This is a genomic window from Micromonospora sp. NPDC049900 (genome assembly GCF_044461025.1).
Lineage (GTDB): Bacteria > Actinomycetota > Actinomycetes > Mycobacteriales > Micromonosporaceae > Micromonospora.
Genome location: NZ_JBITKM010000037.1, coordinates 1 through 7,021 on the forward strand (window position 1 = coordinate 1; position 7,021 = coordinate 7,021).

Here is a 7,021-nt window from a genome sequence, read left to right on the forward strand (position 1 = left end):
GGTCGACTGCTGTCTTACCGGGAGCCTCGTCCTATGTCGACACCTGCCTCCACCACACCCACCGTGACCAGGCCTGTCACGATGAAAATGGCTGACTGATGCGGCATCGGGCGATCCTGCTCGCTCTGGTCGGCGTCACCATCATCGTTTCGGCGTTCCGCCCGCACCTACGCCCCGCCGCGGTGGCCATCAATGCGGCCAGCTTCGGCACCTTCCTGCTTCTCGTGCTGACCACCCCATCGCTGAACCAGCAGATGGTCCGGGTGGCGCAGGTCGACGCCGTCGCGTTGCTCGTCCTGTCGGCGGGGACGGCCCTGCTCGCGTCCAGCCCCTGCGGGCGCCGCACGACGCCAGCGGTTCGAGGGCGCGCATGACGACCACGGTCATCATCATCGTCGGGACGTTCTTCTTCGGCATGGGCGTCTACGCGCTCGCCGCGCCTGCGGCACTTGCCCGTCCGTTCCGCATCGTCATCGAATCAGCAGAAAGCCGGTCCGAGATCCGGGCGGTCTACGGCGGGTTCGGCCTGGCGATCGCCGCCGTACTGGCTGCGGCGGCGATCGACGTCGGCGATATCCGGACCGGCGCGGTCATCACCGTCGCAGCGGCCCTTGCCGGAATGGCCCTCGGCCGGTTGTTCTCCCGGATCGGCGACAAGGCAACTGGGTTCTATCCGATCTGGTGGTACTTCTGGATCGAGACCATCGGTGCCGCCCTGCTGTTCGGCGTCGCCTGAGCCTGTTCTCAGCGAGTCGCACGGCAGGCAGGGAAGGCATCGCCGATGGCTCGACTCGGCGGCGTGGCGTTCTGGTCATCAGCCAGTCGGACGACCGACAGCGATGATCGGCTATTTCCATGGGCGACGGACACCCTGCGACGTCTAGGAAGGAGGCATGGCCAACGAGCGGACCGTTCCCCTGCTGCCGTGTGCATCCATCGACGACATCGAAACCTTCTACGGAGTGCTCGGTTTCCGCACCACGTACAAGCAGCGCAAGCCCCACCCGTGTGTGGGGGTGCAGCGGGAAGACCTGCATCTACAGTTCTTCGAGATCGCCGGGTTCGACCCGGAGCAGTCCTACGGCTCCTGTCTCGTACTCACCACGGACATCGACGGACTACACCGGGCGTTCGCCGCCGGCATGCGCGCCGCGTACGGCAAGGTGCTGGTGTCCGGAACGCCGCGGATGACCCGGCCGAGGGCGCGGAAGAACGCCGACGGGTTGGGCGGGTTCAGCGTCATCGACCCGGGCGGCAACTGGATCCGCGTCTTTCGGGACACCGCCACCGCGCCCATACCGGCCGCCACGCCTGCCGCGCGGCTGGCCAAGGCCCTGGCGAATGCTGTCGTGCAGGCCGATTCCCGGGGAGATGTCGGACAGGCGGTGCGGATCCTCGACAGCGCGTTGGCCCGCCCGCAAACCGACGACGACCCGGTCGAGCAGGTAGAGGTCCTGGTCTACCGCGCCGAACTCGCGATGGTGCTGCACGACCCGAAGACCGCGGCCGAGATGCTGGCCCGCGCCCAGTCCGTCACGCTCACGAAGGACGAAACCGAAAGAGCGGCAACCGCGTTCGACAACGCCACCGACCTCGCAGCAGCACTGCGGTGACTCACCAAACGGACGCCTCCCCCATCCGGCCATATCCGGATGCTGTGTGGCCTCGGAAGCAGTCACCCGTCCCGTGGCTCGTCGCCACGTCCACGCCGACACCGCACCGCCATCCTGGTTGACGCGGACGGTGCGGGCAGGTCGCGCCCGGTCGGCAGGGGACCATGGCCGGCGAGCGGTCGATGGCCCCTTGGCCCACCGGCCGGCGGCTCTCCATCAGGCGGGCTCTGTCAGGGCCTCAGCGCTGCGCGGCTCGAAGACGGACGTCAGTTCCACCCTCGAACGGACAGCGCTTCTTCCTCGAAGCTGACGGGGGACGGCCCGGCCAGGGTCCGAAGATCGACGTCGTTCACCGGAGCCCTGGCCGGCTGCCACTCAGCAGTCCTGCCGGTTCGCTACTTCTAGAAGGCAGGGGTCGATTCCCACGCCGCTGCCCGGGGTGTTCGGTGCGTCGGGCATCGGGGTGTCGGACTGCTGGTTGACGACGTACCCGTGGAAGGTCCACGCCTTGATCTGGCCGTCCGGGCTCTCTACCAGGTAGTCGGCCCGCCGGTCCCCGTTGAGGTCGGCGAATCGGACCTGGGTGCCGCTCGCTCCGACCCCGGAGGCGACCATGCCGTCGAAGCGCCAGGTGAAACGGTTGTCGCTGTATCCGTTGAGCCAGGCCCAGACACGACCGGCGGCGTCGACCAGCAGGTAGTCGGCGCGGAGGTCACCGTTGAGGTCGGTGAGGTGGATCTCGTCGCGCGCCGGGTGTGGCCCGGGTGCGATCGACCCGGTGTAGTCCCAGCCCCACCCGTCGGCGGTGCGTCTGTTGAGCCATGCCTTCACTCCACCGTCACTACCGAGGACGAGGTAGTCGTCCTTGCGGTCGCCGTTCATGTCGGCGAACCGCACCTGTTCCTTGGGTGCGCCGGCACCGGGGGCGATGACACCGGCGTAGTCCCACTGGAAGCCGTTGGCCGGGGTGTACTTGTTGAGCCATGCCTTGGTCGCGCCGTTGTCCTCCAGCACCAGGTAGTCGTCCTTGCCGTCGCCGTCCATGTCGGCGAACCGGACCCGGTCGCGTCCCGGGCTCACACCGGTGGTGATCACTCCGGCGTAGTCCCAGCCGTAGCCACCGCCCTGACCGACCCGGTTGACCCACGCGGCGACCGTTCCGTTCTCGCGGACCGCCACCCAGTCCGCCCGGCCGTCACCGGTCAGGTCGACCATGCCGCTGCGCGTCGCCGAGTCCGGGTTGCGGCCAATGACGCCCTGCCACTCCCACACGTCCGGCCTGCCGTAGCGGTCGTTGAGGGCGGCGCCGACCTTGCCCGCCGAGTCGACCAACAGGTAATCGTCCTTCCCGTCGCCGTTGATGTCGGCGAAGCGGACCTGGTCGCGGTTGGCTCCGCTCGCGGTGAGGGTGCGGCCGTGGTTCTGCCACACGATCGATGGCGGCCTACCCCCAGGCGTCTGCACCGTCAGGGCGGGTGCCGTGTTCAGCCAGACGCTCACGTGCCCCTCGTCGTGTACCACGAGGTAGTCGTCGCGTGCGTCGGCGTTGACGTCGGCGAACCGGACCCGGTCCCGGGTCGCGTTCACGCCGCTGGCCACCTGCCCCATCGAGGACCAGCCGTACGTGCCGCCGGTGGTGTACATGTTGGCGTAGGCGGTGACCCTGCCCTGTTCGTCGACGACCAGGTAGTCGTCCTTGCCGTCGCCGGTCATGTCGGCGAACCGCACCTGGTCCCGGGGGGCGCCGACGCCGGTGGCGATCACCCCGGCGTACGACCAGCCGAACCCACCGGCCGGGGTGTAGCTGTTGATCCACGCCGACACACGGCCGCTGCCGTCCACCACCAGGTAGTCGTCCAGGGCGTCCCCGTCGACATCGGCGAACCGGACGTTTTCCGGTGCCGCGCCGACACCGGTCGCCACCACGCCGCGATACCTCCAGCCGTACCCGCCGCCGAGCGTATGCGCGTTGGTCCACGCCTTGACCCGGGCCTGGTCGTCGAGCACCAGGTAGTCGTCTAGGCCGTCACCATCGACGTCGGCGAACTGCACCCTGTCCCGGGTCGCACCGACACCTGGTGCGACCACGCCCTGCCACCGCCATCCGGTGCCGGACGCGGAGCTGCCGGCCGAGAGAGAGTCCGGCGCCTTGCCGACCTCGCCGCTGCACGCGTCCGCGTTCCCGCCGACCGGGTCAACGATGAGGCCCTCGATCTGGGCGGACCGGATGGCACCGAGGAACGCGTCGGCCATCTTGCGATACCCGGTGGCGTTCGGATGCACCGAGTCGGTCAGATCGGCCCGGGTCACCGCGCTCATGTCGACTACGCGAACCCGCTTGCCCGCCGCCGCGTACCTGGCGACGACTCCGGGGATGGCTCCGTTGTAGGTCTGCACCTTGTCGTTGGTGCCGGCGTTGAACGCCGGCACGAGCTGCGCCACCAGGACCGTGGTCTCCGGCGCCAACGCGACGATCCTGCCGATCAGCGTGTCGAGCCGCCCCGGTGCGCCCGCGACATCCTCGTTGAACTGCATGTCGTTGGTGCCGATGTGCAGAAGCACCACGTTCGGCCGGTACTGCGGGATCACACACTCGACCCGCTGCTCCACCTGTTTGATTCGCCAGTACGGATGCCCCTCGTGGTTCCTGTCCGGTAGCGTCCCCGAACTCTGCGATCCCACCAGATCAAGCACCGCATCGTCCCTCAGGCCGTCATACAGGCGCGCGCGGTATCCGGTGCCGGCCGGGTTGTCGACACCGACGCCATAGGTGATCGAGTCGCCGAGTGGCATCACCCGCATCGCGGCCAGCCCGCGCGGGATGTTGGGCACCGGCGGGGCAGGCCGAATGAACCTATCGGCCAACGCGTTGTAGATGGACCCGAAGTAGGTCTTGCAGAGTGGACAGATCCGGCCGACGGTCGCGGCTATCTGGTCGATGACGCGTGCGGCGGCGGTGAAGAATCCACCCTGGTCGTTCTGGACCCGGCCGACGAGGTCCCACTCCCACAACCACGCCAGCCCCGAGCCGACAAGGATTACGAGTAGATTCGTGCCCCAGGTGTGAGGATCTTTCAGGACACCGTCTATGGCGTTCTCACCGACGCGGGAAGCCAGGAGCGAGAGCGCCTCGCCGAAGGCCGCGCACGACGCAGCGACGACCGCAAAACTCGGGTTGTGCCCGCGACTGGTGCGATAGTTGATGCAGGCAGCCTGAAGAAAGATCTTCGCAATACTAGCAGCCGCCGTAATCGCGGCCTTCTTCCATTTGTCCGCGTTCTCCTGCGACACACTGGCCTCGACCGTCAGGCTGACCATATCGTTGTCCTGGTCGATCTCGGCGACAACCTTGGCCGGCAGGTCCCGCGGCGAGTCGACGGCGAATTCCTTCTTCATCCCGCACAGGATCAACTCCTTGCCGGTCAGCATGTGCAGGTTATCGGCGTCGCAGCTCAGACCCCGTTTGCGCAGTTCGTCATGATCGGGCAGCACGTCCTCAAGGTCGTGGTAGGCGACCGAGTAGGCGCCGGTGAGCGCAGCCTCGATCAGGTGCTCCTGCGCGGGTACGTACCGAAAATCGAATCGCCAGGTGGTCAGGACACCCGCGGCACGCGCCGGGGCGGTAACGACGACGGTCGAGGCCAGCACGACTGCAAGAACGACACTGATCGCGATGCGTATCGATCTAGACATGGCGCTCACCCTAAACAGGTATCGCTACTGTGGAGTGTCCGATAGATTTCTACGCCGCTGACAGAACGCCAGACCTCACCGCAGTGACCGGGGCCGACTATCGCGACGGAGGTCAGCGCAGACGGCTTCCAGCAACGCACAGGTCGACTCGCCTTCCTCGGGGTCGATCCGACCCGCGCCGTAGCGCCGACCGACGCGGTTACCAAAAGGTGCCCTGGGCTCGACAAAGTGCTCTCTTCCGGGCCCGGCGCCTTGCTCGTACGGTCGGTTCATGGCTGTTCACTTGATCGATCCACCCGGATTGCCCGAGATCCCGATCTACAAGCAGGTGTCGGTGGCAACGGGTTCGAAACTTGTCCACATCGCCGGTCAGGTCGCGTGGGGAGGCGGTGACCTGGCCACACAGGTCGAACAGAGCTACCTCAATGTGGGCACGGCGCTGGCCGGCGTCGGGGCTACGTTCGCTGACGTGGTCAAGCTGACGATGCACGTGGTCGACTGGGAGCCCGGGCTCATGCCGCAGGTGCTGGACGGGATCGCCCGCGCCTCGGCGAAGTTGGGTGTCACCATCGAGGCGCCCGCATCACTGTTCGGCATCGTGGCCTTGGACGTCCCCGAGCACCTGGTCGAGATCGAGGCGACGGCCGTGATCGACTAACCGCATCGATCAACTCGGGAAGCGTGCGCGCGAGTCCTCGATATGGCTCAGGTATGTCTGGGTCCAGTCGCACATGCCGTCGACCACCTTGCGTAGCGCCTGGCCAGCCTCGGTGAGTGAGTAGTCGACGCTGGGCGGCACAGTCGGGTGCACGGTGCGCTCGACCAGGCCGTTGCGCTCCAACGTACGGAGGTTCTGCGCCAACACCTTGTGGCTGATGCCGCCCACCTCGCGGCGTAGCTCGTTGAACCGCATGGTCCGCAGACCGAGAAACTCGATGATCAGAAGAGGCCACTTGTTGGCGATGTCCGAGAAGATCTCCCGCGCCAGCGAATCGGCCCGAGCCAGGTCGGCCTCGGGCGGCACCGCGCCGATCTCCTGCCTGCTCCCCATCGCGCCCACCCTAGTTCACCCGAGGAAGGGCGCCCGAATCTGACGCCTGTGCCCCATGTCGACCCGTCGGCCTCGACGACTGGTCCCGCCGCCGCGGGTGCCCCAGGGCTGCCCAGACCGGCTTGTCATCCGTGACCAACGCCCATTCTCCACGGTGACAGTCCAGCCCTACCTGGGGGTCGATGCGTTGCGGCCGATCCTGGACACCCGCACCAAGGGTGTCATCGTGTTGTGCCGCACCTCGAACCCCGGCTCCGGAGAGTTGCAGGACCTACGGACTGGCGGGGAGCCGCTGTACATGCGAGTGGCGCGCCTGGCCGCGTACGACTGGAACGAGCACGCCAACTGCCGTGTGCTGGTCGGTGGTACCCACCCCGAACAGGTCGGCGAGGTACGACGGATCGCTGCGCACTTGCCGATACTCGTCGCTGGTGTGGGGCATCAGGGCGGTCCTGTCGGACACATCATCCGGGCCGGTCTACACCAGGGCGGGCGGGTCGATCATCAGCTCGTCCCGATCGATCATCGAGGCCGACCCCGGCCCCGGGTTCGCGCAGGGGACTCGGGCAGGCGGTGAGCGGCCCATTCGGGATGGCGGACGGACAGCCCGTGGAGCCGTGGTGGTTCAGGGGTTGACGGCATGTTCGATGAACTGGCCGCAGGG

At 67.3% G+C, this 7,021-nt stretch carries 6 protein-coding genes; 4 read left to right on the top strand and 2 right to left on the bottom strand.

All coding sequences use genetic code 11. The annotated features are described in order from the left end of the window. Positions 1-98: 98 nt before the first annotated feature. From ACIBMZ_RS30645 to ACIBMZ_RS30655, 3 genes are all read left to right on the top strand, one after another. Positions 99-374 (top strand): hypothetical protein, encoded by a 276-nt coding sequence (locus ACIBMZ_RS30645; RefSeq protein WP_396699809.1) that lies wholly within the window; start codon positions 99-101, stop codon positions 372-374. Beyond that, positions 371-736 (top strand): DUF4345 family protein, encoded by a 366-nt coding sequence (locus ACIBMZ_RS30650; RefSeq protein ID WP_396699811.1) that lies wholly within the window; start codon positions 371-373, stop codon positions 734-736. Before ACIBMZ_RS30645 ends, ACIBMZ_RS30650 begins: the two co-directional genes overlap by 4 nt. A gap of 157 nt (positions 737-893) precedes the next feature. Beyond that, positions 894-1,613 carry a VOC family protein gene (locus tag ACIBMZ_RS30655; RefSeq protein ID WP_396699813.1) on the top strand — a complete coding sequence of 240 codons (720 nt, stop codon included), beginning with the start codon at positions 894-896 and terminating at the stop codon, positions 1,611-1,613. A gap of 375 nt (positions 1,614-1,988) precedes the next feature. Here ACIBMZ_RS30655 and ACIBMZ_RS30660 read toward each other — a convergent pair whose 3' ends face one another. Continuing rightward, a complete protein-coding gene (locus tag ACIBMZ_RS30660; protein ID WP_396699815.1) occupies positions 1,989-5,306 on the bottom strand; it encodes an FG-GAP-like repeat-containing protein in 3,318 nt (1,105 codons plus the stop codon). A 271-nt stretch (positions 5,307-5,577) separates the two neighbouring features. On the opposite strand from ACIBMZ_RS30660, the gene ACIBMZ_RS30665 reads away from it, so the two are divergent. Beyond that, a complete protein-coding gene (locus tag ACIBMZ_RS30665; RefSeq protein WP_396699817.1) occupies positions 5,578-5,964 on the top strand; it encodes a RidA family protein in 387 nt (128 codons plus the stop codon). Positions 5,965-5,973: 9 nt separating this feature from the next. On the opposite strand, the gene ACIBMZ_RS30670 is transcribed toward ACIBMZ_RS30665, so the two are convergent. Further along, a complete protein-coding gene (locus tag ACIBMZ_RS30670; protein WP_396699819.1) occupies positions 5,974-6,357 on the bottom strand; it encodes a winged helix-turn-helix transcriptional regulator in 384 nt (127 codons plus the stop codon). Between the last annotated feature and the right edge of the window lie 664 nt (positions 6,358-7,021).

Excerpts from the sequence above, each read along its gene's own strand:
- ACIBMZ_RS30665 (WP_396699817.1), top strand. The coding sequence starts at position 5,578 with ATGGCTGTTCACTTGATCGATCCACCCGGATTGCCCGAGATCCCGATC.
- ACIBMZ_RS30650 (WP_396699811.1), top strand. The coding sequence starts at position 371 with ATGACGACCACGGTCATCATCATCGTCGGGACGTTCTTCTTCGGCATG.
- ACIBMZ_RS30670 (WP_396699819.1), bottom strand. The coding sequence starts at position 6,357 with ATGGGGAGCAGGCAGGAGATCGGCGCGGTGCCGCCCGAGGCCGACCTG.
- ACIBMZ_RS30645 (WP_396699809.1), top strand. The coding sequence starts at position 99 with ATGCGGCATCGGGCGATCCTGCTCGCTCTGGTCGGCGTCACCATCATC.
- ACIBMZ_RS30660 (WP_396699815.1), bottom strand. The coding sequence starts at position 5,306 with ATGTCTAGATCGATACGCATCGCGATCAGTGTCGTTCTTGCAGTCGTG.
- ACIBMZ_RS30655 (WP_396699813.1), top strand. The coding sequence starts at position 894 with ATGGCCAACGAGCGGACCGTTCCCCTGCTGCCGTGTGCATCCATCGAC.